Genomic DNA, 24,180 nt, shown 5'->3' on the forward strand with positions numbered 1-24,180 from the left:
AGCCAGAAAGAGACGGTTTGCACGGTCTTGCGGGACATGGGCTTCCGATGGCTCCTCGGTTCAGCGGGCGGTGATCGCCCGCTTCGAGGTTAGGCATTCCGCGCGGGCGTTTCCAGAGGGAAGCTGCAAAACCGCAATGGAAGGCGGCGGGGATCAGCGCTTCGGGCCGCGGGGGCCGTCGAACTTGCGCCCGCCGGGTTTGGGGCCGGGCTTCGGGCCGTCGAATTTGCGCGGACCGCCCTTCGGTCCATCGAAGCGCGGCTTGGCCGGGCGCGCGGCATCATCCCCGGCGCGGTGGGATTTGAAACCCTCGGTGCGGGGCTTGCCTTTCGCGCCCTGGCTCTTGTAGCCCGCGCTCTGGAAGCCGCCGGGCTTGCGGTCGGCGCCGCTGCGCCCCTCGGCTCCCTCGCGGCGCGGACGGTCGCCCCATTCCGGCTTGCCTTCGCGGCGCGGCGGGCGGGCGTCGTCGTCACGTCCACCGAAGGGGCGCTTGCCCTGCGGTTTGGCGCCGAAACCTGCCTTGCGGTCATCATCAAAGCGCCGGGCCGGGCGGGCATCATCGTCGCGTCCACCGAAGGGGCGCTTGCCTTGCGGTTTCGCACCGAAACCTGTCTTGCGATCGTCGTCGCGCCCGCCATAGGGACGCTTGCCCTGCGGTTTCGCACCGAAGCCAGCCTTGCGGTCGTCATCGAAGCGCCGGGCCGGGCGCGCCTCGCCATCGCGGGCCTCGAACGGGCGCTTGCCGAAGGGCTTCTTGCGATCATCGCCGTCGCGCGCGCCATATCCACGGCGCTCCCCATCTTCACGCGCCGGACGAGGTTTGCGCGCGAAGCCATTGTCACCAATGCCTTTATCGCCAAAGCTCTTGCGCGCCGGACGGTCACCCTCGTCCCGATGCGAACGGAACCCCTCGGCCCTGGGTTTGTCGGCGCGGGGCTTGCCGTCCTTGCTCCAACGGGACTTGCGCTCTTCGCCCGGACCGGCGGTGCGCGGCCCGTCCCCATCGCGCGGGGCGGATCTCATCGGGCGATCGCCGCCCGGTCCGCGCTTCGGCGCATAGGAAACCCGCTCGGCCAGCGGCGCGCGGCCATCCTCGGCCCCGGTCAGCAGCTTGTCGCCCAGCTGGTCGCGGATCACCTTGCGCTTCACCTCGACCACATCGCCGGGCTGCATCTCGTTCAGGCGGAAGGGGCCGTAGCTCACCCGGATCAGCCGGTTCACCGTCAGCCCGACCGCCGCCATGGCGCGGCGGATTTCGCGGTTGCGCCCCTCGCGGATGCCCACGGTCAGCCAGGCGTTCGCGCCCTGCTGACGGTCGAGCGTGATCTCCATCGGCTGGAAATCCTCGCCCTCGATGGTGATGCCCGCGCGCAGGGGGTTGAAGGTGTCGTCCATCGGCCGGCCGTTCACCCGCACGCGATATTTGCGCAGCCAGGCGGTTTCCGGATGTTCCAGCCGCCGCTTGAGCCCGCCATCGTTGGTCAGCAGCAACAGCCCCTCGGAATTGAGGTCGAGCCGCCCGATATTCAGCACCCGCGGCATGCCCGAGGGCATTTCGTCAAAGATCGTGCGGCGGCCCTGTTCGTCCTTCTCGGTCGTCACGAGGCCGAGCGGCTTGTAGTAAAGCCACAGCCGCGTTTCCTGCGGCGCGTCGAGCGGCTTGCCGTCCACCACCACCTTGTCGCCCGGCCGCACGTCGAGCGCGGGCGAGGCGATGGTCTTGCCGTTCACCGACACCCGGCCTTCGAGGATCATCTTCTCGGCATCGCGGCGCGAGGCAACGCCCGAACGCGCGATCACCTTGGCGATGCGTTCGGAGGCGGAACTTGGGGTATCGGTCATGGCGAAATCCTTCTGGGGGAGGGGGCGCGCGAAATGCGGGCAAGCTGCGCTGATACACCCGATGCGGCGCGTTGCAAAGCGGATTGAATGCGGCGAAGAAGGGGGATGCGATTCACCTCCTACATGGATCTGGCGCTGGATGAGGCGCGGGCGGCGGCGGCACGCGGCGAGGTGCCGGTGGGCGCCGTCATCGTCGCGCCCGGCGGCCGGGTCGTCGCGCAGGCGGGAAACCGCACGCGGGAGCTGAAGGACCCGACGGCGCATGCCGAAATCCTCGCGCTCCGGACGGCCTGCGCGGCGGCGGGATCGGAGCGGCTGCCGGGGCATGATCTTTACGTCACGCTGGAACCCTGCCCGATGTGCGCCTCGGCCCTGTCGCAGGCACGGATCGCGCGGATCTATTATGGCGCGGCGGATCCGAAATCCGGCGGGGTGGCGCAGGGCCCGCGCGTCTTCGCCCATCCGCAATGCCATCACGTGCCGGAAGTCTACGACGGAATCGCCGCACGTGAGGCGGAAGAGCTGCTGAAGCGGTTCTTCGCGGACAGGCGCGGCGCCTGAACCAACCGTCGCAGGGGGCGCTGCCCCCGTCTCCTTGCGGAGACTCCCCCGGGATATTTATGGAAGAATGAAGGCAGGGGTGCGTCGGGCAAGGTGCGCAGTCAATCTGCGGCTCTTTCTGCCGGAAAGCGGCCTATGCGCTGTATTCCGGAACGGCCGGAGTGATTCCAAACCATCCGGCGCCCACTTATGCCTTTCATCTTTCCACAAATATCCCGGGGGGTGAGCCGGGAAAAAGCGGCCTTCCGGTGGAAGGCCGTGCCCTAGCGAACGCGCGGCCCGTGGCCGTGCCGGGGCCGCAGGCCAAGAGGGGGTTGGCCCCTTACAGCTCGATCGGGACCAGAACCTCGGGTTCGATCACCGCGACGTCGGGCAGTCCCTCGGCCAGCGCTTTCGCCGATTGTTCCAGAAGCGGGAAGGTCCGGTAATGGCAGGGGACCACCGTCCCGAAATCGAAATATTTCCGCGCGGCGAAGGCGGCGCCTTTCATGTCCATGGTGAAATGGCCGCCCGCGGACAGGATCCCGACATCGGGGCGGTAATATTCGCCGATCCAGCCCATGTCGGCCATGATCGTGGTGTCGCCCGACAGGTAGATCACCCGATCCTCGCCGGCGATGACATAGCCGACCTCGGAGCCCGCGTAGATCGGGCCGTTCGGCGATCCGAGAGAGGAGGAATGGCTTGCAGGAACCATCGACACTTTCGCGCCGCCAAGGTCCACCGTGCCGCCCTTGTTGTAGCCGATGCCCTCAATCCCTTCGCTTTCCTGCCAGAAACTGATCAGGTCGAAAATGCCCACGACGGGAATGCCCAGTTCCTTCGCCAGAGCCAGCGTGTCACCCGAATGGTCGCCATGGCCGTGGGTCAGCAGGATATGCGTGGCGCCGCGGATCGCCTCGTCCCGGCGCGCGGCCGGGAAGACCGGATTGCCCGTCATCCATGGGTCGATCAGGATCACCGCTTTTTCGATTTCAAGGCGAAAGCCCGAATGTCCAAGCCATGTCAGTTTCATCATGCCCTCCTGTGTCATTCCAATCCTAGCGTTCCGCGTCCGAAAGGGAAGCCGCGCTTGCAGCGACGGGCCTTGGGCGTTAAACCCGGCCCGAGAAAACCGGAGACCTGCATGTCCATCGACATCGACACCGCCCGCAAGGTCGCGCATCTGGCGCGGATCAAAGTGGCCGAGGAGGATCTAGCCCGGCTGGCCGAGCAGCTTTCGGGCATCCTGACCTTCATGGAACAGCTCAACGAGGTGGATGTCGAGGGCATCGAGCCGATGACCTCCGTCACGCCGATGCGGCTGAAGCGGCGCGCCGACGTGGTGACGGACGGCGGTTACCCGGAAAAGATCCTGTCGAACGCACCCGACGCCCGCGAGGGCTTCTTTGCCGTGCCGAAGGTGGTGGAATGAGCCTGAACCAACTGACGATTGCCGAGGCCCGCGACGCGCTGCGCAAGGGCGATGCGACCTCTGTCGAGATCACCGAAGCCTGCATCGCCGCCATCGACGGCGCCGATGCGCTGAACGCCTATTGCGCCAAGACGCCCGAGATCGCTCTGGAGCAGGCGAAGGCGGCGGATGCGCGGATCAGGGCGGGCGACGCGCCCGCGATGTGTGGCATCCCGGTGGGGGTGAAGGATCTGTTCTGCACGAAGGGCGTGACCTCGCAGGCGGCGTCGAACATCCTTGCGGGGTTCAGGCCGGAATATGAATCGACCGTGACGCAGAACCTGTGGGATGCGGGCGCGGTGATGCTGGGCAAGCTCGGCATGGATGAATTCGCCATGGGCTCGACCACGGAATCGTCGTGCTACGGGCCGGTGGTGAACCCGTGGAAGGTCGATGACCGCAAGCGGGCACCGGGCGGTTCCTCGGGCGGGTCCGCGGCGGCGGTGTCGGCCGATCTGTGCCTTGCGGCGACGGCGACGGATACCGGCGGCTCGATCCGTCAGCCCGCGGCCTTCACCGGCACGGTGGGGATCAAGCCGACCTATGGGCGCGTCTCCCGCTGGGGGGTGATCGCCTATGCCTCGTCGCTGGATCAGGCGGGGCCGATCACCAAATCGGTGCGCGACGCGGCGATCATGCTGGGCACGATGGCCTCGGTCGATGCGAAGGATTCGACCTCGGCCGATATTCCGGTGCCGGATTTCGAGGCGGCGCTGACCGGCGACATCCGCGGCAAGCGGATCGGCATTCCGCGCGAATACCGGGTCGAGGGCATGTCGGACGAACTGGCGAAGTTCTGGGACGATGGCGCCGCGATGCTGAAGGATGCGGGGGCCGAGATCGTCGATATCTCGCTGCCGCATGCGAAATACGCGCTGCCCGCCTATTACGTGATCGCGCCGGCGGAAGCGTCATCGAACCTCGCGCGGTATGACGGGGTGCGTTATGGCCACCGCGCGCATCTGGCGGCGGGGGATGGCATCGTCGAGATGTATGAAAAGACCCGCGCCGAGGGATTTGGCCCCGAGGTGCAGCGCCGCGTCATGATCGGCACCTATGTGCTGTCGGCGGGCTTCTACGACGCCTATTACAACCGCGCCCGCAAGGTCCGCGCGCTGATCAAGCGCGACTTCGAGCAGGTATTCGCCGCGGGCATCGACGCGATCCTCGCGCCTGCCACGCCGACCTCGGCGCTGGAGCTGGGCGCGCTCAACGATGCCTCGCCGGTCGAGATGTATCTGAACGACGTGTTCACCGTGACGCTGAACCTTGCCGGGCTGCCCGGCGTGTCGGTGCCGGTGGGGCTGGACGGCAAGGGGCTGCCGATGGGGCTGCAACTGATCGGCCGGCCGTGGGAAGAGGGCGATCTGCTCAATCAGGCCCTTGTCTTGGAACGCGCGGCAGGGTTCACTCATAAACCTGCGAAATGGTGGTGACGGGGACGACGATGAAATCGGTTGCGCTTCTTGTTCTGGCAGGTCTGGCGGTGGCGGGCTGTTCCGCGCAGAATACGGCGTCCGGCGACAATTATCAGGCCTATCTGCGCAACCATTCCACCGGCACGCAGGCGCCGGCCGTGACCGGGGATACCGGCTACGGCGAGGCGGCGGGCGGTTTCGGCGCGCCGGATGAGCCGGTGAGCACGGGGTCCATCGGGGCGGATACGCTGGCGGTCCTCAGACAGACGGCACCGGCAGGCGTGTCGAATTTCGTCGATGAGGTGCCGGCGGCGCAGGCCCCGGTCTCGAATGCGCCGGTCTATGGCGGAACGGTCAGCAGCGCGGGCAGCGTGCCGGTGACCGGCACCTCCGGTCCCAATCTGGCGGCCTATGCGCTGTCGGTCGATCATGCGCCGGGGCAGGCGGTCTATCCGCGCGGCGGGTTCCACCTGACCTCGACCGAGCGGGCCTGCGCGAAATTCCCCTCCTCCGACCGGGCGCAGATGGCGTTTCTGGAAAAGGGCGGGCCGCAGAGCGACAGGCTGAACCTCGACCCCGATGGCGACGGTTTCGCCTGCGGCTGGGATCCGCGTCCGTTCCAGCTTGCCCGGCAGTAGGTGTTTCCCTCGCCGAACCACGGCCCGCGCCGGGACGGTGCGCGGCCCGAGTTGATCATTCTGCATTACACAGGCATGACAAGCTGCGCGGCGGCGCGTGCGCGGCTGTGCGATCCCGTGGCCGAGGTTTCCGCCCATTGGCTGATCGCCGAGGATGGCCGAACCGAGGCGCTGGTCCCCGAAGAGATGCGCGCCTGGCATGCGGGCGCGGGAAGCTGGCAGGGGCGGGGGGACGTCAATTCCCGCTCGATCGGGATCGAGATCGCCAATCCCGGTGACCGGCCCTTTCCCGAGCCGCAGATGGCGGCGCTTGAGCGCCTGCTGCCGGCGATCATGCACCGCTGGCGGATCGCGCCCGAAGCGATCATCGCGCATTCCGACATGGCGCCGGGGCGCAAGATCGACCCGGGACCGCGCTTCGACTGGCGCAGGCTGGCGCGGCAGGGGCTGGCGGTCTGGCCCGTGGCGCGGCCGCCGCTGACGCCGGACACCGGGGCGTTCGCGGCGCTGGCGCAGGCCTTCGGCTATCCCGACGCGCCGGTCGAGGTGCTGCTGCCGGCCTTCCGGCTGCGGTTCCGGCCGTGCTGGCAGGGGCCGCTCGACGGCACCGACATGGCGCTGATCGCGGATCTGGCGGGGCGGTTCGGCGCGGATGGCGGAGCGTGGCGCGCCGGATAGGGGGCAGGGGGCCAGCCCCCTCGCGCGTGTCCCCCATTCGGCGGGACGTCCTTCCACTGGAAGGCCGTCTGATCCGCCTCATCCCCGGGATATTTTGGAAAGATGAAAGGCAGAAGGGGCGGTTCGGATGGTCTTGCGATCCGTTCCCGGCGCCGAACTCCGGTTCTGCCTTCGGCTTTACGGAAAAACGCCGGCCGGATGGTTTCGCGATTGACCTTCGCCGGGGCGGGACCTATGTCCCGTGACGCGCGGATGGCTGGATGACCGCGGCTTCCCATAGCTCCGTCTTGCGGACAGCTGGGAGGACGAGGAAAGTCCGGACTCCATGAAGCGACGGTGCCGGATAACGTCCGGCGGGGGTAACCCCAGGGAAAGCGCAACAGAGAACAGACCGCCATGGTCTCGGCCATGGTAAGGGTGAAACGGTGGGGTAAGAGCCCACCGCGGGACTGGCAACAGGACCGGCTTGGCAAGCCCCACCGGGAGCAACGCCGAATAGGGATCGCGCGCCGCCTTGGCGGCAGGGGAGCTTCGCCCCGAGCGGTCCGGGTTGGCGGCTTGAGACGGCGCGTGAGCGTGCGTCCAGAGGAATGGTCATCCAGGGGGCAACCCCGGACAGAATCCGGCTTACAGGCCATCCGCGCAGATTTTGGCTCATGACATTCACCCGCACGGCGATGATGCGAATTTCGTTGCTGAAATCGCCCGTTCCATGCCCATATTGAGGGCACAGAGCGATCATTCACCAAGGGGGACCCGAATGAGCTTCGTCAAGACGCTGGCCACGCTGGCCGTTGGTTTCGCCGCTGCGCGCGGCGTGCAGAAATACCGCGAAGTCGGCGGGATGGGAGGCGTGAAGGACGCGCTGCGCAATGTCGGCGCGCCGGGCGGGGTGGCCGACCAGATGGGCACCTATGCCGAAAAGCTGGGCGTGCCCGGCGGCAAGGAGGCCGTGCGCGACATGTTCACCAAATTCGGCACGCAGGCCGCCACGGCGACCGAGGCGACCGAGGCCGGGTTGAACAACCTGATGGGGGCGATGACCGCCGCTTCCTCGGCCGGGGCCAAGGGGCTGGGCGACCTGTTGCAGGCGGCGACAGCGGGCACGCCGGTCAACACGATCATGGAAGAGCAGGCCAAGCTGATGATCCGCGCGATGATCCAGGCGGCCAAGGCCGACGGCGAAATCGACGCCGAGGAACGCGCGAAGATCATGGACCATCTGGGCGACGCGACCGAGGACGAGCTGGCCTTCGTCAACGCCGAGCTGGAGGCGCCGGTCGACGTGGCGGGGCTGGCGGCCTCGGTGCAGGACAGCGCCAAGGCGCAGGTCTATTCCGCGGCGCTGATGGCGATCACCGTCGACAGCGAGCCGGAGAAGCAATATCTGCGGCAGCTTGCGGCGGCGCTTGGTCTCGATCCGGCGAAAGTGGCGGAGATCCACAAGTCGATGGGCAAGCCCGAGGTCTGATCCCCATATGCGGGGTAGGGATATGAAAAATCCGCCCCGCAACATGGTTTCGCGGTTGACTCCGGGCCTGTTCCCGCTAAAAGGCGGGCAACAAGGAATTCCGGGGGCGATGGTCGTGTCTCCCTCGTCTGTAGGAGATAAGAAATGGCGAAGCCGACGACGATCAAGATCCGTCTGAACTCGACGGCGGGCACCGGGCACTTCTATGTGACCAAGAAGAATGCCCGCACCATGACCGAAAAGATGGCCGTGAACAAATACGATCCGGTTGTCCGCAAGCATGTCGAATACAAGGAAGGCAAGATCAAGTAAGATCTGCCTTTCCGGACGAGACAGAGGCCGCGCGATTGCGCGGCCTTTTTCTTTGGCGGCAAGGTGAGTGCCCTGTCATCAAGATCGACGAAGCCATTGGCCCCATGTCGCCTGAATCTATTGTCACCACTCGCAACGCCCGCACACCCTGAACCGATGTGGCATGCCGGCTTCAGGGGGGCACCCTGCTGATCGGAAAATAGACTTGGCCCCGAGCTGGCCGCCAAAACGTGCTATGCGGTCGCCATGAGGCATCGTGGACGCATATTTTCCTGCCGCCTGACCAGCCATGGCCCCGGAGACGCGCTGGACCATGGCGCGCCGGTTTTTCCCTACTGGAGCTTTACGAAGACCGTAATTGCGATCTGCGCCCTGAAACTTGCGGAGCAGGGCAAGATCGACCTGAACGTGGCTCTGCCGGGACACGGATTCACACTGGTCCAATTGCTGAACCATACTTCCGGATTGCCTGATTACCGCACCCTTCCGGAATATCGGCAATCGGTTGCGGATGATGAAAAGCCGTGGCCACGACACCGACTTATCCACGCCGCGATGAGACAGGGCATGCTGTTCGCGCCCGGGACGGGCTGGTTCTATTCGAACATCGGATACATGCTCGCCCGCGACCTTATCGAGGATGTGGCGCAAACATCATTTTCAGTCCTCTTCCGTCGGTTTGTCGGTGATGAGCTTGGACTGCAAAGTGTTCGCCTTGCGACCACCAGAGAAGAGTTCTCTCAGGTCTTCTGGGAGGCTGCAAAATCATATGATCCGGGATGGGTCGGTCACGGTTGCCTGATCGGAACCGCCCATGATGCGGCGAGGATCCTTCACGGGCTTTTCTCCGGACGGCTGCTGAACGATGAGATGCTGGGCCGGATGATGTCCCGTCATCCTCTGGGACGTGCGATCGAAGGCAGGCCGTGGACGGAATGCGGTTATGCTCTGGGTCTGATGAGCGGTGCCTTCGGCAATCTCGGCAGGGCAATCGGGCATTCTGGCGGCGGGCCCTTTTGCGTGAATGCGGTCTACCACTTTCCCGACCTGAGCGAGCCGGTCACAGTCGCCTGTTTCACGGATGGAGACGATGAAGGAGCAGCCGAATTTGCCGCCCGTGGATGCGTGGCAGGCGAATGACCGGAAAATTCCGGAATCTGTGATCCCGCGACATGGCTTGCCCAAAGAAAAAGCCCCGCATCCGATGCGGGGCTTTTTCCTTTCAGGCCGTTCAGTCCGCAGAGGCGCGGGCGGCGCGTTTGCGTTCGTTCGGATCGAGGTAGCGCTTGCGCAGGCGCACGATCTTGGGCGTGACCTCGACCAGCTCGTCGTCGTTGATATAGGCGATCGCCGCTTCGAGCGACATCCGCACCGGCGGCGTCAGGCGCACGGCCTCGTCCGTGCCCGAGGCGCGGACGTTGGTCAGCTTCTTGCCGCGGATCGGGTTGACCTCAAGGTCGTTCTCACGCGAATGCTCGCCGATGATCATGCCGACATAGACCTGTTCCTGCGCGCCGATGAACAGCTTGCCGCGATCCTCGAGCCCCCAGAGGCCGTAGGCGACGGAAACGCCGTTCTCCATCGACACCAGCACGCCCTGACGACGGCCGGTGATCGTGCCCTTGTAAGGGGCCCAGGAATGGAAGATCCGGTTGAGCACGCCGTTGCCGCGCGTGTCGGTCATGAACTCGCCCTGATAGCCGATCAGCCCGCGCGAGGGGACATGCGCGACGATGCGGGTCTTGCCGACGCCGGCGGGCTTCATCTCGACCAGATCGCCCTTGCGGTTGCCGGTCAGCTTTTCGATCACGACGCCGGAATATTCGTCGTCCACGTCGATGATGACTTCCTCGACGGGTTCCAGCCGTTCGCCGTTCTCTTCGCGGAAGATCACGCGCGGGCGGGAGATCGACAGTTCGAACCCTTCGCGGCGCATGTTCTCGATCAGCACGCCCATCTGCAATTCGCCACGGCCCGAGACGACGAAGGCCTCGCCGCCGGGGGTATCCTCGACGCGGATGGCGACGTTGATCTCGGCTTCCTTCATCAGGCGCTCGCGGATGACGCGCGACTGCACCTTGGTGCCGTCACGGCCGGCGAGCGGCGAATCGTTGATGCCGAAGGTGACGGAGATGGTCGGCGGGTCGATCGGCTGCGCCGGAAGGGCGGTGTCCACCTCGGGCGCGCAGAGCGTGTCGGCCACGGTCGCCTTGGACATGCCGGCGATGGTGACGATGTCGCCCGCCTCGGCCTCGTCGATCGGCTGCTGGCCCAGCCCGCGGAAGGCGAGGATCTTGGTCGCGCGGAACTGTTCGAGCCGCTCGCCGTCGCGGCTCAGCGCCTTGAGCGTGTCGCCGACCTTCAGCTTGCCCGCCTCGACCCGCCCGGTCAGCAGACGGCCAAGGAAGGGATCGGCGCCAAGCGTCGTCGCCAGCATCTGGAAGGGTTCGCCCGCGCGGGCGATCTGCTTCGGCGCCTCGACATGGCGCACGATCAGGTCGAACAGCGCCGACAGATCCTTGCGCGGGCCGTCGAGGCTTTCATCCGCCCAACCGCCGATGCCCGAGGCATAGACATAGGGGAAATCGAGCTGTTCGTCCGTCGCGCCGAGGTTGGCGAACAGGTCGAAGACCTCGTTCAGCGTGCGCTCGGGTTCGGCGGCGGGCTTGTCGACCTTGTTCAGCACGACGATCGGCTTCAGCCCGAGCGCCAGCGCCTTGGAGGTGACGAATTTCGTCTGCGGCATCGGGCCTTCGGCCGCGTCGACCAGCAGGCAGACGCCGTCCACCATCGACAGGATGCGTTCCACCTCGCCGCCGAAATCGGCGTGGCCGGGAGTGTCGACGATGTTGATCCGCGTGCCCTTCCATTCGACCGAGGTGCATTTCGCCAGAATGGTGATGCCGCGTTCGCGTTCGATGTCGTTGCTGTCCATCGCGCGTTCCGCCACCGCCTGGTTTTCGCGGAAGGCGCCCGATTGGCTCAGAAGCTTGTCGACCAGCGTCGTCTTGCCGTGGTCAACGTGTGCGATGATCGCAATATTGCGAATGTCCATGTGTCAGCCTGTTACTGGGTTTGGCCGAGGCCTTAGTCGAATTCCCGGCCCGGCGCCAGTCCGAACCGCCCTTTAGTGCCGCGCCGTCGATGAAAACAGGTTGATGACGACGATTCCGGCGATAATGAGCCCGATCCCCGCCATGGCGGCGGCGTCGAGCTTCTGCCCGAAGAGCAGCCAGCCGGATCCCGCGATCAGCACCATTCCGATCCCGGACCAGAGCGCATAGGTCACGCCAAGGGGCAGGGTCTTCAGCACCAGCGCGAAGAACCAGAAGGCCCCCGCGAAGCCGAAGATCACGCCAAGCGTCGGCCAGAGCCGGGTGAACTGGCGGCTGGCCTGCAGGCAACTGGAACCGAAGGTCTCGAAGGCGACGGCGATCAGGAGGTAGAGATAGGCATGCATCCGGGCACCGCAAGAGGCTCAGGTGACGATATACCAGTCCCGACGATGATTGAAAGCGATGACGAGGTTCAGGATCACCGCCCCCAGAAGCGACCAGATCACCTTGTCGAACGGCATCAGCCACAGCGCGACGGCGAACAGCACGAGGTCGTGGATGGTCTGTGTCCAGCCCGCCCTGAAGCCGAATTTGTCTTGCAGGATCAGCGCGATGATCGACACGCCGCCAAGGCTTCCGGAATGCCGGAAGAGGCCCAGCAGGCCAACCCCGGTCGACACCCCGAACAGCACCGCCGCCGCCGCGGGCTGGATCTGGTCGACATGCATCAGGGGCTTCAGCGCCTCGGCCATCAGCGAGACGAGCGTGACGGACAGCAGGCTCTTGATGCAGAACACCATGCCCCGGGCGCGCCAGGCGAAACCGTAAAAAGGCAGGTTGATGACGAAGAAGACGAGCCCGAAGCTCCATCCCGTCACATAGGAAATGATCAGCGACATTCCCGCCGTGCCGCCGGTGATCAGCCCCGCCGCGCGCAGTAGATGCAACCCCAGAGCCGATTGCACCGAGGCGATCAGGATCCCCTGCGCATCCTCGAAACGGGTGTAGTGTTTTCCGGGCTTAAGGTCAGCATCCATGACCTAGTAATGACCCTGTGGCAGGGGCAGGTCCATTGTATCTATCGCATGGCAGCCATGCGTCATGAGATGTAGCGGTCCTTGCGGTGGTTGAAGGCGATCACGAGGTTCAGCACCAGCGCCCCGACCGCCGACCAGACGACCGGCTGCCAGGGCAGCAATGCGAAGGCGAGGCCGAAGACGCAGGCATCGAAGATCATCTGCGTCCAGCCGGCCTTGAAGCCGGTCCGGTCCTGCAGATACAGCCCCATGATGCCCACGCCGCCAAGGCTCGCCCCATGGCGGAATAGTGCCAGCAATGCCGCGCCGGAGATGAAGCCGTAAAAGACCGCGCCGACGAGCGGGTCGATCCGGCCGAACTGCACGAAATGCGGCAGCACCATCGACAGGCCCGACAGAAGCGCGACGGAAATGAAGGTCTTGAGGACGAAGGCCAGTCCCATCCGTTTGTATCCGAACCAGTAGAAGGGCAGGTTCAGCACGAAGAACACCGGCCCGAACTGCCAGCCGGAAACATAGGAGATGAGCACCGCAAGCCCGGCGATCTGTCCGGTGATGAACCCCATATGGGTCAGCATCGCGATCCCGAAGGCGGCCATCGCCCCGCCGAAAAGCAGCCCCTGCGCATCTTCCAGCGGCGTGTGGTGATGGATGTGATCCGTTCCGGTGCCATCGGTTGCCATACTTTGCATGATGCTCTCCGTTACGTCACTCCGCCGATTCCTCTCTAGCGGCGATGCGGGGAAAGAGAAAGGGCATCCCGCCTGTGGCAGCGGCGCAGGGGGCGCCGCCCCCTCTTTGCCTGCGGCAAATTCACCCCCGGGATATTTATGGAAGAATGAAGGCGAGGAATGGTCTTTCGACCTTCCGGTCATCCCAAAAGACACCTGTCTCCCATCATCTTTCCATAAATATCCCGGGGGAGTCTCTGAAAGAGACGGGGGCAGCGCCCCCCCCAGCAACGAAAAGGGCCGGCGCGCGGCCGGCCCTTCAAGCGATTTCGTTCGGATCAGCCCACGAGGGCCTTGTTCAGGTATTCGTCGACCTTTTCGAGGTAGCCCATCGTGGTCAGCCACTTCTGGTCCGGACCGACGAGCAGGGCGAGGTCCTTGGTCATGTAGCCATCCTCGACCGCCTGCACGGTGACCCGTTCCAGCGTTTCGGCGAATTTCAGCAGCGCCGCGTTGTCGTCCAGCTTGGCGCGATGCTTCAGGCCGCCGGTCCAGGCGAAGATCGACGCGATCGAGTTGGTCGAGGTCTCCTTGCCCTTCTGGTGTTCGCGGTAGTGGCGGGTCACGGTGCCGTGGGCGGCCTCGGCCTCGACCGTCTTGCCATCGGGCGTCATCAGCACCGAGGTCATCAGACCCAGCGAGCCGAAGCCCTGCGCCACGGTATCCGACTGCACGTCGCCGTCGTAGTTCTTGCACGCCCAGACGTAGCCGCCCGACCATTTCAGCGACGAAGCCACCATGTCATCGATCAGGCGGTGCTCATAGGTGATGCCGAGCTTCTTGAACTGGTCTTCGAATTCCGCGGCATAGACCTCGGCGAAGATGTCCTTGAAGCGGCCGTCATAGGCCTTGAGGATGGTGTTCTTGGTCGACAGATAGACCGGCCATTTGCGCAGCAGGCCGTAGTTCAGCGAGGCGCGGGCGAAATCGCGGATCGAGTCGTCGAGGTTATACATCCCCATCGCCACGCCGGCGGCCGGCGCGTCGAACACGTCGTATTCCTGCACGGTGCCGTCTTCGCCGACGAATTTCATCGTGATCTTCCCCTTGCCGGGGAAGCGGAAGTCGGTGGCCTTGTACTGGTCGCCGAAGGCGTGACGGCCGACGACGATCGGGCGGGTCCAGTGCGGAACGAGGCGCGGCACGTTCTTGCAGATGATCGGTTCGCGGAAGATCACGCCGCCGAGGATGTTGCGGATCGTGCCGTTGGGCGACTTCCACATCTTCTTCAGGCCGAATTCCTCGACGCGGGCCTCGTCGGGGGTGATGGTCGCGCATTTCACGCCGACGCCATATTGCTTGATCGCATTGGCGGCATCGATGGTGACCTGGTCGTTCGTCGCGTCGCGATGTTCGATGCCCAGATCGTAATATTTCAGATCGACGTCGAGATAGGGCAGGATCAGCTTCTTCTTGATGAAATCCCAGATGATCCGGGTCATCTCGTCGCCGTCGAGTTCGACGACGGGGTTGGCTACCTTGATCTTCGACATGTGTCCCTCCGCTATGGTGACTCTGTTGGCGTCTTAGCCCATCGGCGCGGGCCTGACTAGTGCTGTATGCCTTGGTATACTAAATCGTCTTCGACTTTTCCGCGGCCTGCGCGGATGCCCGCCCGTGCGCCTGAAACCACGGCAGGACGGCCGCGCGGACGCGCGCCCAGACCCCCGGAAGACCGCGCGCCACCTTGGCGCCGACACGTTCGTCCAGCTGCGCGAGCGTCACATTGTAGTCGATCCACGATCCGCCGCCACCCGCATGGTTCAGCAGCACCGGCTGCACCCGGTCTAGGGATTTCGCATATTGGGCGGTGGGGGTCTCGTTCGCCTCGAACTCTCGCCATGTCGCGTGAAGATCCTCGGCCAGATCCCTGGGAAGAAGGCTGAAAATGCGATCGGCCGCGGCGGCCTCGGCGGCCTGCGTCGCGGCCGAGTCATGCGCCGTGCCGTTCTGCGAATGGATCGGCACGTCGCCCACGTCGATTTCCACGATGTCGTGCAGCAGCAACATCCGGATCGCGCGGTTGACATCCACCCCCGGCACCGCCTGATCCGACAGCACCAGCGCGTAAAGCGCCAGCGTCCAGCTGTGCTCGGCCGAATTTTCCGGCCGGGACAGATCGGCCAGCGGCGTCGCGCGATAGACCGATTTCAGCTTTTCGACCTCCACAAGGAAGCCCAGCTGCCGGTCGAGGCGATCCACCGACGGATGATCCGCGGGCCGATCCTGCGGCACCTAGCGCGTCCCCTCGGTCAGGCGGCGGCGGACATAGGTCTGCACATGGTCGATCATCGGCTTCATATGCGCCTCATCGTCCTTGAAGAAGTGGTCGGCGCCCTCGATCTCCTCATGGGTGATGGTGATACCCTTCTGCTCGCGCAGCTTGGAAACCAGCGACTGGGTATCCTTCGGCGGCGCCACACGGTCGGCGGTGCCGTTGATGATCAGGCCCGACGAAGGGCAGGGCGCGAGGAAGCTGAAATCATACATGTTCGCCGGCGGCGCGACCGAGATGAAGCCGGTGATTTCCGGCCGGCGCATCAGCAACTGCATGCCGATCCAGGCGCCGAAGGAAAAGCCCGCGACCCAGCAATGCTTGGAATTCGGGTTCATCGCCTGCAGATAGTCGAGCGCCGACGCCGCGTCCGACAGCTCGCCGATGCCTTCATCATATTCGCCCTGCGACCGGCCGACACCGCGGAAGTTGAACCGCAGCACTGTGAAGCCCATCTTGTGGAAGGCGTAGTGCAGATTGTAGACGACGCGGTTGTTCATCGTCCCGCCGAATTTCGGATCTGGATGGAGGATGATGGCGATGGGCGCGTCGGGAATGGGTTGGGGATGATAGCGGCCCTCGAGGCGACCTTCGGGACCGGGGAATATGACTTCGGGCATATGTTCTCGCCTGCTCAACGCGTCTGCCCGGATGCGCCCCCGTGCGCCTTGACGCATCGGGAATTGCACCCTAGGACGAAACGGCCCCGGCACGATGCCGGGGTTCGGATGGTTCTGGAGTTAAGGGCCGAAGCGCGCGGCGTCAATGCTTGGACGGGGCATCGGCGGGGATTTCCCTCTGCCTGCATGCCGCGCAGGCGGGTATTCACATCAGGGTGCGTCCCTGCACGGGGGAGGACGGAATGAAGCTGTCGACGAAGGGCCGCTATGCGATGGTCGCGCTGGTCGATCTGGCGACCGTCGGGGCAGGTCAGATGACCTCGCTTTCCGAAATCTCGAAGCGGCAGGACATTTCGCTGCCCTATCTGGAACAGCTTTTCGTGCGGCTGCGGCGGGCGGGGCTTGTCGCCTCGGTGCGCGGTCCGGGGGGCGGCTACCGGCTGGCGAAGGAACCGCGGGAGATCAAGATCTCGGACATTTTCGAGGCGGTCGATGAAACTGTGTCGGCGCTGCATGTGGGCGCAGGGGCGTCGGGCGGGATTTCGGGCAGCCGGGCGCAGTCGCTGACCAACCGGCTGTGGGAAAGCCTGTCGGCGCAGGTCTTCGTCTTCCTGCATCAGACGACGCTGGAAGATGTCGTGAAGAATGCGCTGAAGCCCTGTCCGGCGGTGCCATCCCTGTTTTCCGTGGTGGACGAATAGGCTTTGCGCTATCCCGCGGGCCATGCGGGGGTGACGATGCAAAGACTTTATCTCGACTGGAATGCGACGGCGCCGATCCGGGCCGAGGCGCGCGCGGCGATGATCGCGGCGATGGATCTGGTGGGCAATCCGTCCTCGGTCCACAGCGAGGGGCGCGCGGCCAAGAGCCTGATGGAACGGGCGCGGGCGCAGATCGCCACGGCGATCGGGGCGGATGGTCAGGATATCGTCTTCACCTCCGGCGCGACCGAGGCGGCGGCACTGGCGCTGGAAGGCCGGGGCATCGTCTGTGCCGAGGTGGAACATGACGCGGTGAAGGCCTGGTGCGATCCGTTGCTGCCCGTCGATGGCTATGGGCGGGTGACAGTCGCCGATCCGGCGCAGGCGACGCTGCAACTGGCGAATTCCGAAACCGGAGTGATTCAGGATCTGCCCGAAGGGCTGTGGGCCAGCGATCTGACGCAGGCCTTCGGCAAGATCCCCGTGGCCTTCAACTGGCTTGGCGCGACGGCGGGGATCGTTTCGGCGCACAAACTGGGCGGTCCTAAGGGAATCGGCGCGCTGATCCTGCGCCGGGGCACCGATCTTGCATCGCGACTGAAAGGCGGCGGGCAGGAGATGGGCCGCCGCGCCGGAACTGAAAACCTCATCGGCATCGCCGGTTTCGCCGCCGCCGCCGAGGCCGCGGCCCGCGATCTGGCCAATGGCGTCTGGGATGAGGTGGCGGAAATTAGAGACATTCTAAAATCGGCACTGGAAGATTGCGGCGAGAAGCTCTATTTTCCGGGGTGGGAGTTACCGGAAGGTCAGGCAGGGAACGCGGCGCCACCGCAGATCCTCCCCAACACGCTTTCGGTGATCAGCCCCGGATGGAAGGGCGAAACGCAGGTGATGCGGCTCGATCTTCTGGGTTTCGCGGTTTCCGCGGGATCCGCCTGTTCCTCGGGCAAGGTCCGCGCGAGCCATGTGCTCGGCGCGATGGGCTGGTCCGGGGAGGATGCCGCCTGCGCCTTGCGGGTGTCGATCGGGCCCGGGGTGAGCAGAGAAGATATCTTGCGCTTCGCCGACACATTCGTCGCGGCGCATCGGAAACACCGCATGCGGCGCTGACCGCAAGGAGCGATGGCATTGGAACAGCAAATCGAAGTCCGCGAAGGCGTGGATCGGGAAACGATCGAAACCGTCCAGAACATGGGCTCCTACAAATACGGGTGGGAGACCGAGATCGAGATGGACTATGCCCCGAAGGGGCTTTCCGAAGACATCGTGCGCCTGATCTCGGCCAAGAACGACGAACCGGAATGGATGCTCGACTGGCGGCTGAAGGCCTACCGGCGCTGGATCACCATGACCCCGCCGACCTGGGCGCTGCTGGACATTCCGAAGATCGACTTTCAGGACATCTACTACTACGCCCGGCCGAAGAGCATGGAGACGCGGCCCACCTCGCTCGACGAGGTCGACCCGAAGCTGCTGGCGACCTATGAAAAGCTGGGCATTCCGCTGAAGGAACAGGCGCTGCTGGCCGGCGTCACGGCGCCCGAGGGCGAACGTCAGGTGGCGGTGGATGCGGTGTTCGATTCCGTTTCCGTCGGCACCACCTTCCGCGAAAAGCTGGCCGAGGCGGGGGTGATCTTCTGCTCGATCTCGGAAGCGATCCGCGAACATCCGGAGCTGGTGAAGAAATACCTCGGCTCGGTCGTGCCGCAGTCGGACAATTTCTACGCGACGCTGAATTCGGCGGTCTTTTCGGACGGGTCCTTTGTCTACATCCCGCCGGGGGTGAAATGCCCGATGGAGCTGTCGACCTATTTCCGGATCAATGCGGAAAACACCGGGCAATTCGAGCGCACGCTGATCATCGCCGACAAGGGCGCCTATGTCAGCTATCTCGAAGGCTGCACCGCGCCGAAGCGCGACACCGCGCAGCTGCACGCGGCGGTGGTGGAAATCGTCATCGAGGAAGATTCCGAGGTGAAGTATTCGACCGTGCAAAACTGGTTCCCCGGCGACGAGGACGGCAAGGGCGGCATCTACAACTTCGTCACCAAGCGCGCCGATTGCCGGGGCGACCGGGCGAAGGTGATGTGGACGCAGGTGGAAACCGGCTCGGCCATCACCTGGAAATACCCGTCCTGCCTGCTGCGCGGAAACGACAGCCAGGGCGAGTTCTACTCGATCGCCATCGCCAACAACATGCAGCAGGCGGATACCGGCACCAAGATGGTCCATCTTGGCAAGAACACCCGCTCGCGCATTGTTTCCAAAGGGATTTCGGCGGGCAGGGCGCAGAATACCTATCGCGGGCTGGTGTCGATCCACCCGAAGGCCACCGACAGCCGCAACTATACGCAATGCGACAGCCTGCTGATCGGCGACAAATGCGGGGCGCATACCGTGCCCTATATCGAGGTGAAGAACAATTCGAGCCGCGTCGAGCACGAGGCGACGACCTCGAAGGTCGATGACGACCAGCTGTTCTATTGCCGCACCCGCGGGATGGACGAGGAAGAGGCGGTGGCGCTGGTCGTCAACGGCTTCTGCCGCGAGGTCCTGCAGGCGCTGCCGATGGAATTCGCCATGGAGGCGCAGAGCCTCGTCGCCATTTCGCTTGAAGGCTCGGTCGGCTGAGCTTTTCCGATCCCGGCGCAGCCGCGCCGGGGCCGTTTCCAGACATTCCCGCGCGCCATGCCGCCGCGATCCGAAAGGACCGAAATATGCTTGAAATCAAAAACATGCACGTCAAACTTGAAGAAGAAGACAAGGCGATCCTGAAAGGGGTCGACCTGACCATCGGCTCGGGCGAGGTGCATGCGATCATGGGGCCGAACGGCTCCGGCAAATCGACGCTGTCCTATGTGCTGTCCGGGCGCGACGGCTATGAGGTGACCGAGGGTTCGGCCGTTCTGGACGGTCACGACCTGCTCGACATGGAGCCCGAGGAACGCGCGGCGGCCGGGCTGTTTCTGGCCTTCCAGTATCCGGTGGAAATTCCGGGCGTCGGCAACATGACCTTTCTGCGCACGGCGCTGAACGCGCAGCGCAAGGCGCGTGGGCAGGAAGAACTCTCGGCCGGTGATTTCCTTAAGGTCGTGCGCGCCAAGGCCAAGGCGCTGAAGATCGACGCGGACATGCTGAAGCGGCCGGTCAATGTCGGCTTCTCCGGCGGGGAAAAGAAGCGCAACGAAATCCTGCAGATGGCGATCCTCGAACCGCGGATGTGCATTCTGGACGAGACGGATTCGGGTCTTGACGTCGATGCGATGCGGCTGGTGTCGGATGGCGTGAACGCGCTGCGCGACGCGAACCGCTCTTTCCTCGTCATCACGCACTATCAGCGGCTTCTGGATCATATCAAACCGGATGTGGTGCATATCATGGCCGATGGCCGGATCCTTGAAAGCGGCGGGCCGGAGCTTGCGCTGGTGGTCGAGAAGAACGGCTATGCCGACCTTCTGAAGAAGCATGGAATCGCGGAGGTCGCGTGATGACGATTGTCGAAAAGGCCTCGGCGCTGGATGCGAGGCTGGGGACGCTGCTGGTTCCGGCGGGCGGGTTCGCAGCGCGGGCCCGGCGCGACGCGCTGGAGCGGCTGACGGCGATGGGCCTGCCGGGGCGGCGTGACGAATACTGGCGCTGGACCAATCCGACGGATTTCGCCGCGACCGAGCCGAAACCGGCCAAGGCGCTGGCCGAGGATGAGGCGCCGATCTTCGGCACGCTGGACCGGCTGAAGATCGTCTTTGTCGACGGGGTTTTCGATGCCGCGGCTTCGGACGATCTGGCGCTGGAGGGGATCGAGATCGCACGGCTGGCCGATGCGCCCGATGTCAACTGGGCCAGCGGCTTCTATGGCACGCTGGAAGCCGCGGGGCAGGTGCCGGTGAAGCGTCCTTTCGCGACGCTGAACACGGTTGCCGCGACGGATGGGGTGCTGATCCGGGTGACGGGCAAACCCTCGAAACCCGTCAACGTGATTTACATCCATAAATCAGATCGTTCCGACCCGATCCTGCATCATTGCATCAGGCTCGAACCGGGGGCGGAGCTGACGCTTCTGGAAAACGGGCCGGCGGGCGCGCGGTTCAACGGGGTGATGGAGGTCGATGTTGCCGATGGCGCGCGCTTCCACCATGTCCGGGCGCAGGGGCGCGACCATGACCCCCGCGCGATCACCCATATCTTCGCGCGGATCGGGGCGGAGGCGTTGTTCAAGAGCTTCACCCTCACCGTCAACGGCGTGCTGACCCGCAACGAATGCGTGCTGTCGCTGATCGGCGACGATGCGGTGGCGCATGTCGCCGGGGCGGCGCTTGGCGACGGGGCGAAGGATGCCTTCCATCACGACGACACCGTATTCATCACCCATGACGCGCTGCGCGGCGAAAGCCGGCAGGTGTTCAAGAAGGTGCTGAAGCACGGCGCGCAGGGCATTTTCCAGGGCAAGATCCTTGTGAAACCCGGTGCGCAGAAGACAGACGGCTACCAGATCAGCCAGTCGCTGCTGATGGACGACGACTGCCAGTTCCTCGGCAAGCCGGAGCTGGAGATCTACGCCGATGACGTGAAATGTTCGCATGGCTCGACCACCGGCGCGATCGACGAAACGGCGCTGTTCTATTTGCGGTCTCGCGGGGTTCCGGTCGAGGAGGCGAGGGCGCTTCTGGTCCTGTCCTTCCTCGCCGATGCGATCGAGGAAATCGAGGATGAGGGCCTGAAGGACGAGATCGTCTCGCGGCTCGAATCCTGGCTGGCGCGGCATCGGGACTGATCTGCGCTCCACTGCAAGGGGCATCGCGGGCGAAGGCGGGTTGCGCTTGCCCGGCCGGTGGTGTTCCTTGTCGTCATTCCGATCTGGGCGCCGGGCTGCGGGTCGCAGAATACGAGGTTTTCGATGAATATGGCCGATTTCCGCGCATTCGTGCTGACGTCGTTGCGTTATCCGCAAGAGGCCGCGCGGATGCTGATGGCGCTGAACCTGCCGATGTCGGTGCGCTGGCTGGCGGTCGGCGCGGTGGTCACGCTGTCGGCGGCGCTTGGCACCGCGGCGGAAATCGTCTTCGCCGCCGCGCGGGGGACCGAGGCGGGGCCGAACGTCGCCCCGATGGCCATGGCGGCGCTGCAATTCGGGCTCGTGCTCTACGGAGCCTGGGCGATGAGCTTCTTTGGCCGGATGATGGGCGGACGAGGGACCTTTCCCGACGCGCTGATCCTTGTCGCGTGGATCGAGGCGCTGCTGCTCATCGGTCAGACGCTGCAGATATTCGTGATGCTGCTGATTCCGATCCTGTCCTTCGTCGGATCCATGGCGCTGATCGTGCTGCTGTTCTGGCTGCTGATCCATTTCACCGCCGCGCTCAACGGCTTCACCAATATTGTGAAGGTCGGCGTCGCGGTGATCCTCATCTTCATCGGCAGCGGGATGCTGGCGGGAACCTTGCTGGTCTCGCTCGGCTTCGTGCCGGTGCCGCAGAACATGTGAGAAAGGAAACGGGCATGTATGACGTCCAGCGCATCCGCCAGGATTTTCCGATTCTCGGCCGCGAGGTGAACGGCAAGCCGCTGGTCTATCTGGACAACGGCGCCTCGGCCCAGAAGCCGCAGGTGGTCATCGACGCGATGACGCGCTTCTATCAACATGATTATGCGAATGTTCACCGCGGGTTGCACCATCTTTCGACGGTTGCGACGGAAGAATACGAAAAGGTACGCCACACCATCGCGCGGTTCCTGAACGCGGCCGATCCCGAAGAGATCGTGTTCACCACCGGCTCGACCGAGGCGATCAACATGGTCAGCTATGCCTGGGCCGCGCCGAGGATGCAGCCGGGCGACGAGATCGTGCTGAGCGTCATGGAACATCACGCGAATATCGTGCCGTGGCATTTCCTGCGGGAACGTCAGGGTGTGGTGCTGAAATGGGTGGAGCCCGAGGCCGATGGCAGCCTCGATCCGCAGCGGGTGATCGAGGCCATCGGCCCGCGCACGAAACTGGTTGCCGTGACGCATATGTCGAACGTCCTCGGCACAAGGGTCGACGTCAAGGCGATCGCCGCCGGTGCCCATGCCAAGGGCGTGCCGGTTCTGGTCGACGGATCGCAGGGCGCGGTCCATGCGCCGGTCGATGTGCAGGATCTGGACTGCGATTTCTACGCGATCACCGGCCACAAGCTTTACGGCCCGACGGGCTCCGGCGCGATCCACATCAAGCCAGAGCGGATGGCGGAGATGCGTCCGTTCCTTGGCGGCGGCGACATGATCGACGTGGTGACGCGCGACACCGTGACCTATGCGCCGGCGCCGTTGAAGTTCGAGGCCGGCACGCCCGGAATCGTCCAGCAGATCGGGTTGGGCGTGGCGCTGGACTATCTGATGGGTCTGGGGATGGAAAACATCGCGGCGCATGAGGCCATGCTGCGCGATTACGCCCAATCGCGTTTCAACGGGCTGAACTGGCTGAACATTCAGGGCAACGCACCGGACAAAGGCGCGATCTTCTCGATGACGATCACCGGACCGGGACATGCGCATGACGTCTCGACCATCCTCGACAAGCGCGGGGTCGCAGTGCGCGCAGGCACGCATTGCGCCATGCCGCTCTTGGCGCATTACGGGCTGACGGCCACGGCACGCGCCTCGTTCGGGCTCTACAACACGCGCGAAGAGGTCGATGCGCTGATCTCGGCCCTGGAACTCTGTCACGAGCTGCTGGCCTGACAGGCGGCGGATCCGGTGACGGAACTATCGGCCTGGCGGGCTGTGCGTTAGTATATTTTACATAATACTTATTATTTGACTATTATTTGACTAACGGATATGGCGCATTCCCTTTCGTGAACTCGCAGCCGGAGCCATTCCGGGGCCTTTGGATTAAGGCTTTCCCGCTGCTTGCGTTCACTCAGCCGACAGGAATCTGCGCAGCGAATGAACCCCAGCGTGATGGCGGCCATATCGATCCCTATATCGTGTCGATGAGATTCCAGTTGCGCCAGCGGTGTCAGCGTCAGATCCCTGCGCCGAGGAACGCGATAATCTGATGTGGGCCACGCAGGTTCGCGCGTTGGACTGTTTCGCGGCTTCTGAACTGGTGGAGCTTGGGCGGCCGTTTGATCGTTGCCGTTGATCCACCCGGCGCGACGGGTTTGCAAATGCGCGGCGAAGCTCAGAAACAGCCTGACTGAATGACATACCAGAGCCGAAGCCGCAAGATCACCGCGGCAACAGCCAGACTATTCTAAATCATTGAAAAGATTTGGAGGCGGGTACCGGAATCGAACCGGTCTTCACGGATTTGCAATCCGCTGCGTAACCTCTCCGCCAACCCGCCGGAGCCTTGGCTTCATTAGATTTTTCGGGCGGAGCCGTCAAGCGGTTATCAACCGGGTCA

The 24,180-nt window shown here is 64.4% G+C and carries 24 protein-coding genes, 1 tRNA gene and 1 other RNA gene; 16 read left to right on the top strand and 10 right to left on the bottom strand.

Features of this window, described 5'->3' with window-relative positions; translation table 11 throughout:
- Positions 1–153: 153 nt before the first annotated feature.
- Positions 154–1,842: a pseudouridine synthase gene (locus D2T30_RS15200; protein ID WP_206612981.1), complete on the bottom strand. Its 1,689-nt coding sequence runs from the start codon at positions 1,840–1,842 to the stop codon at positions 154–156.
- Positions 1,843–1,947: 105 nt separating this feature from the next.
- On the opposite strand from D2T30_RS15200, the gene D2T30_RS15205 reads away from it, so the two are divergent.
- On the top strand, positions 1,948–2,403 hold the full coding sequence (locus D2T30_RS15205; RefSeq protein WP_128185744.1) for a nucleoside deaminase: 456 nt from the start codon (positions 1,948–1,950) through the stop codon (positions 2,401–2,403).
- Between the two features lie 322 nt (positions 2,404–2,725).
- Here D2T30_RS15205 and D2T30_RS15210 read toward each other — a convergent pair whose 3' ends face one another.
- On the bottom strand, positions 2,726–3,418 hold the full coding sequence (locus D2T30_RS15210) for a metal-dependent hydrolase (RefSeq protein ID WP_128209582.1): 693 nt from the start codon (positions 3,416–3,418) through the stop codon (positions 2,726–2,728).
- A 111-nt stretch (positions 3,419–3,529) separates the two neighbouring features.
- Between D2T30_RS15210 and gatC the strand changes: the two genes are divergently transcribed.
- The 8 genes from gatC (at position 3,530) to D2T30_RS15250 (ending at position 9,513) form a co-directional block, all read left to right on the top strand.
- Positions 3,530–3,817, top strand: a complete 288-nt coding sequence (gene gatC, locus D2T30_RS15215; protein ID WP_128185740.1) for an Asp-tRNA(Asn)/Glu-tRNA(Gln) amidotransferase subunit GatC — start codon at positions 3,530–3,532, stop codon at positions 3,815–3,817.
- Positions 3,814–5,292, top strand: coding sequence for an Asp-tRNA(Asn)/Glu-tRNA(Gln) amidotransferase subunit GatA (gatA, locus tag D2T30_RS15220; protein WP_128185738.1), 1,479 nt, complete (start codon positions 3,814–3,816; stop codon positions 5,290–5,292). The genes gatC and gatA overlap by 4 nt, the downstream gene beginning before the upstream one ends.
- An 11-nt stretch (positions 5,293–5,303) precedes the next feature.
- On the top strand, positions 5,304–5,912 hold the full coding sequence (locus D2T30_RS15225; protein ID WP_128209583.1) for a hypothetical protein: 609 nt from the start codon (positions 5,304–5,306) through the stop codon (positions 5,910–5,912).
- Positions 5,913–6,590: an N-acetylmuramoyl-L-alanine amidase gene (locus tag D2T30_RS15230; RefSeq protein ID WP_128209584.1), complete on the top strand. Its 678-nt coding sequence runs from the start codon at positions 5,913–5,915 to the stop codon at positions 6,588–6,590.
- Positions 6,591–6,838: 248 nt separating this feature from the next.
- Positions 6,839–7,236: RNase P RNA component class A (gene rnpB / locus D2T30_RS15235), an RNA gene on the top strand.
- A 114-nt stretch (positions 7,237–7,350) separates the two neighbouring features.
- A complete protein-coding gene (locus tag D2T30_RS15240; protein WP_128209585.1) occupies positions 7,351–8,061 on the top strand; it encodes a DUF533 domain-containing protein in 711 nt (236 codons plus the stop codon).
- A gap of 144 nt (positions 8,062–8,205) precedes the next feature.
- Complete coding sequence (rpmG, locus tag D2T30_RS15245; RefSeq protein WP_028719409.1) at positions 8,206–8,373, top strand: 50S ribosomal protein L33; 168 nt, start codon at positions 8,206–8,208, stop codon at positions 8,371–8,373.
- Between the two features lie 246 nt (positions 8,374–8,619).
- Positions 8,620–9,513, top strand: coding sequence for a serine hydrolase domain-containing protein (locus D2T30_RS15250; protein WP_128209586.1), 894 nt, complete (start codon positions 8,620–8,622; stop codon positions 9,511–9,513).
- Between the two features lie 91 nt (positions 9,514–9,604).
- Here D2T30_RS15250 and typA read toward each other — a convergent pair whose 3' ends face one another.
- From typA to D2T30_RS15285, 7 genes are all read right to left on the bottom strand, one after another.
- Entirely contained in the window at positions 9,605–11,428 is a 1,824-nt protein-coding gene (gene typA / locus D2T30_RS15255; RefSeq protein WP_128185728.1) for a translational GTPase TypA, read from the bottom strand.
- A gap of 72 nt (positions 11,429–11,500) precedes the next feature.
- Positions 11,501–11,833, bottom strand: a complete 333-nt coding sequence (locus D2T30_RS15260) for a DMT family transporter (RefSeq protein ID WP_128209587.1) — start codon at positions 11,831–11,833, stop codon at positions 11,501–11,503.
- 18 nt (positions 11,834–11,851) lie between these two features.
- Positions 11,852–12,466, bottom strand: coding sequence for a YitT family protein (locus tag D2T30_RS15265; RefSeq protein ID WP_128209588.1), 615 nt, complete (start codon positions 12,464–12,466; stop codon positions 11,852–11,854).
- 62 nt (positions 12,467–12,528) lie between these two features.
- On the bottom strand, positions 12,529–13,158 hold the full coding sequence (locus D2T30_RS15270; RefSeq protein WP_241651303.1) for a YitT family protein: 630 nt from the start codon (positions 13,156–13,158) through the stop codon (positions 12,529–12,531).
- A gap of 317 nt (positions 13,159–13,475) precedes the next feature.
- On the bottom strand, positions 13,476–14,690 hold the full coding sequence (locus tag D2T30_RS15275; protein ID WP_128185722.1) for an NADP-dependent isocitrate dehydrogenase: 1,215 nt from the start codon (positions 14,688–14,690) through the stop codon (positions 13,476–13,478).
- A gap of 79 nt (positions 14,691–14,769) precedes the next feature.
- A complete protein-coding gene (locus D2T30_RS15280; protein ID WP_241651304.1) occupies positions 14,770–15,432 on the bottom strand; it encodes an HD domain-containing protein in 663 nt (220 codons plus the stop codon).
- A complete protein-coding gene (locus tag D2T30_RS15285) occupies positions 15,433–16,092 on the bottom strand; it encodes an alpha/beta hydrolase (protein WP_128185718.1) in 660 nt (219 codons plus the stop codon).
- A gap of 242 nt (positions 16,093–16,334) precedes the next feature.
- Between D2T30_RS15285 and iscR the strand changes: the two genes are divergently transcribed.
- From iscR to D2T30_RS15320, 7 genes are all read left to right on the top strand, one after another.
- Positions 16,335–16,793 carry a Fe-S cluster assembly transcriptional regulator IscR gene (gene iscR / locus D2T30_RS15290; protein ID WP_128185716.1) on the top strand — a complete coding sequence of 153 codons (459 nt, stop codon included), beginning with the start codon at positions 16,335–16,337 and terminating at the stop codon, positions 16,791–16,793.
- Between the two features lie 36 nt (positions 16,794–16,829).
- On the top strand, positions 16,830–17,903 hold the full coding sequence (locus D2T30_RS15295) for a cysteine desulfurase family protein (RefSeq protein WP_128209590.1): 1,074 nt from the start codon (positions 16,830–16,832) through the stop codon (positions 17,901–17,903).
- Positions 17,904–17,921: 18 nt separating this feature from the next.
- Positions 17,922–19,424, top strand: a complete 1,503-nt coding sequence (gene sufB, locus D2T30_RS15300; protein WP_380728845.1) for a Fe-S cluster assembly protein SufB — start codon at positions 17,922–17,924, stop codon at positions 19,422–19,424.
- An 86-nt stretch (positions 19,425–19,510) separates the two neighbouring features.
- Positions 19,511–20,281, top strand: coding sequence for a Fe-S cluster assembly ATPase SufC (gene sufC, locus D2T30_RS15305; protein WP_128209591.1), 771 nt, complete (start codon positions 19,511–19,513; stop codon positions 20,279–20,281).
- Positions 20,281–21,564, top strand: a complete 1,284-nt coding sequence (locus tag D2T30_RS15310) for a SufB/SufD family protein (RefSeq protein WP_128209592.1) — start codon at positions 20,281–20,283, stop codon at positions 21,562–21,564. The genes sufC and D2T30_RS15310 overlap by 1 nt, the downstream gene beginning before the upstream one ends.
- Positions 21,565–21,687: 123 nt before the next feature.
- Positions 21,688–22,275 (top strand): YIP1 family protein, encoded by a 588-nt coding sequence (locus D2T30_RS15315; RefSeq protein WP_128209593.1) that lies wholly within the window; start codon positions 21,688–21,690, stop codon positions 22,273–22,275.
- A 14-nt stretch (positions 22,276–22,289) separates the two neighbouring features.
- Positions 22,290–23,510, top strand: coding sequence for a cysteine desulfurase (locus D2T30_RS15320; protein ID WP_128209594.1), 1,221 nt, complete (start codon positions 22,290–22,292; stop codon positions 23,508–23,510).
- 536 nt (positions 23,511–24,046) lie between these two features.
- Here D2T30_RS15320 and D2T30_RS15325 read toward each other — a convergent pair.
- A tRNA-Cys gene (locus tag D2T30_RS15325) sits at positions 24,047–24,120 on the bottom strand.
- Positions 24,121–24,180: the final 60 nt, after the last annotated feature.

Origin of the sequence: Paenirhodobacter populi, assembly GCF_004022215.1 — a bacterium.
GTDB lineage: Bacteria > Pseudomonadota > Alphaproteobacteria > Rhodobacterales > Rhodobacteraceae > Rhodobacter > Rhodobacter populi.

Excerpts from the sequence above, each read along its gene's own strand:
- D2T30_RS15200 (WP_206612981.1), bottom strand. The coding sequence starts at position 1,842 with ATGACCGATACCCCAAGTTCCGCCTCCGAACGCATCGCCAAGGTGATC.
- D2T30_RS15205 (WP_128185744.1), top strand. The coding sequence starts at position 1,948 with ATGCGATTCACCTCCTACATGGATCTGGCGCTGGATGAGGCGCGGGCG.
- D2T30_RS15210 (WP_128209582.1), bottom strand. The coding sequence starts at position 3,418 with ATGAAACTGACATGGCTTGGACATTCGGGCTTTCGCCTTGAAATCGAA.
- gatC (WP_128185740.1), top strand. The coding sequence starts at position 3,530 with ATGTCCATCGACATCGACACCGCCCGCAAGGTCGCGCATCTGGCGCGG.
- gatA (WP_128185738.1), top strand. The coding sequence starts at position 3,814 with ATGAGCCTGAACCAACTGACGATTGCCGAGGCCCGCGACGCGCTGCGC.
- D2T30_RS15225 (WP_128209583.1), top strand. The coding sequence starts at position 5,304 with ATGAAATCGGTTGCGCTTCTTGTTCTGGCAGGTCTGGCGGTGGCGGGC.
- D2T30_RS15240 (WP_128209585.1), top strand. The coding sequence starts at position 7,351 with ATGAGCTTCGTCAAGACGCTGGCCACGCTGGCCGTTGGTTTCGCCGCT.
- rpmG (WP_028719409.1), top strand. The coding sequence starts at position 8,206 with ATGGCGAAGCCGACGACGATCAAGATCCGTCTGAACTCGACGGCGGGC.
- D2T30_RS15250 (WP_128209586.1), top strand. The coding sequence starts at position 8,620 with ATGAGGCATCGTGGACGCATATTTTCCTGCCGCCTGACCAGCCATGGC.
- typA (WP_128185728.1), bottom strand. The coding sequence starts at position 11,428 with ATGGACATTCGCAATATTGCGATCATCGCACACGTTGACCACGGCAAG.
- D2T30_RS15260 (WP_128209587.1), bottom strand. The coding sequence starts at position 11,833 with ATGCATGCCTATCTCTACCTCCTGATCGCCGTCGCCTTCGAGACCTTC.
- D2T30_RS15265 (WP_128209588.1), bottom strand. The coding sequence starts at position 12,466 with ATGGATGCTGACCTTAAGCCCGGAAAACACTACACCCGTTTCGAGGAT.
- D2T30_RS15270 (WP_241651303.1), bottom strand. The coding sequence starts at position 13,158 with ATGCAAAGTATGGCAACCGATGGCACCGGAACGGATCACATCCATCAC.
- D2T30_RS15275 (WP_128185722.1), bottom strand. The coding sequence starts at position 14,690 with ATGTCGAAGATCAAGGTAGCCAACCCCGTCGTCGAACTCGACGGCGAC.
- D2T30_RS15285 (WP_128185718.1), bottom strand. The coding sequence starts at position 16,092 with ATGCCCGAAGTCATATTCCCCGGTCCCGAAGGTCGCCTCGAGGGCCGC.
- iscR (WP_128185716.1), top strand. The coding sequence starts at position 16,335 with ATGAAGCTGTCGACGAAGGGCCGCTATGCGATGGTCGCGCTGGTCGAT.
- D2T30_RS15295 (WP_128209590.1), top strand. The coding sequence starts at position 16,830 with ATGCAAAGACTTTATCTCGACTGGAATGCGACGGCGCCGATCCGGGCC.
- sufC (WP_128209591.1), top strand. The coding sequence starts at position 19,511 with ATGCTTGAAATCAAAAACATGCACGTCAAACTTGAAGAAGAAGACAAG.
- D2T30_RS15310 (WP_128209592.1), top strand. The coding sequence starts at position 20,281 with ATGACGATTGTCGAAAAGGCCTCGGCGCTGGATGCGAGGCTGGGGACG.
- D2T30_RS15315 (WP_128209593.1), top strand. The coding sequence starts at position 21,688 with ATGAATATGGCCGATTTCCGCGCATTCGTGCTGACGTCGTTGCGTTAT.
- D2T30_RS15320 (WP_128209594.1), top strand. The coding sequence starts at position 22,290 with ATGTATGACGTCCAGCGCATCCGCCAGGATTTTCCGATTCTCGGCCGC.